At 63.6% G+C, this 250-nt stretch carries 1 pseudogene; it reads left to right on the top strand.

The features are described from left to right. A pseudogene (locus PA598K_RS34930) lies at positions 1-214 on the top strand (biotin synthase BioB); the annotation flags it as partial. Positions 215-250 lie beyond the last annotated feature (36 nt).

Below are 250 nucleotides of genomic sequence, written 5' to 3'. Positions count from 1 at the left end.
CGTGCTGGCGATGCTGCGCTTCGTCTGTCCGACCAAGGAGATCCGAGTGGCCGGAGGCAGGGAGTACAGTCTGCGCACGCTGCAGCCGCTGGCGCTCTATGCGGCCAACTCGGTATTCGTCGGCGACTATCTGACGACGGCAGGGCAGGAGATCGAGGCCGATTACCGGATGATCGAGGATCTCGGCTTCGAGATCGAGCGCTGCGCCTTGTAGGCTAGGGCGTGTCTGTACACCCGCTCAGGGGCATCT

This window comes from Paenibacillus sp. 598K (assembly GCF_003851045.1).
Lineage (GTDB): Bacteria > Bacillota > Bacilli > Paenibacillales > Paenibacillaceae > Paenibacillus_D.
The sequence above is the reverse complement of the archived record's forward strand: the minus strand, read 5'-3'. Positions and strand labels throughout refer to the sequence as shown.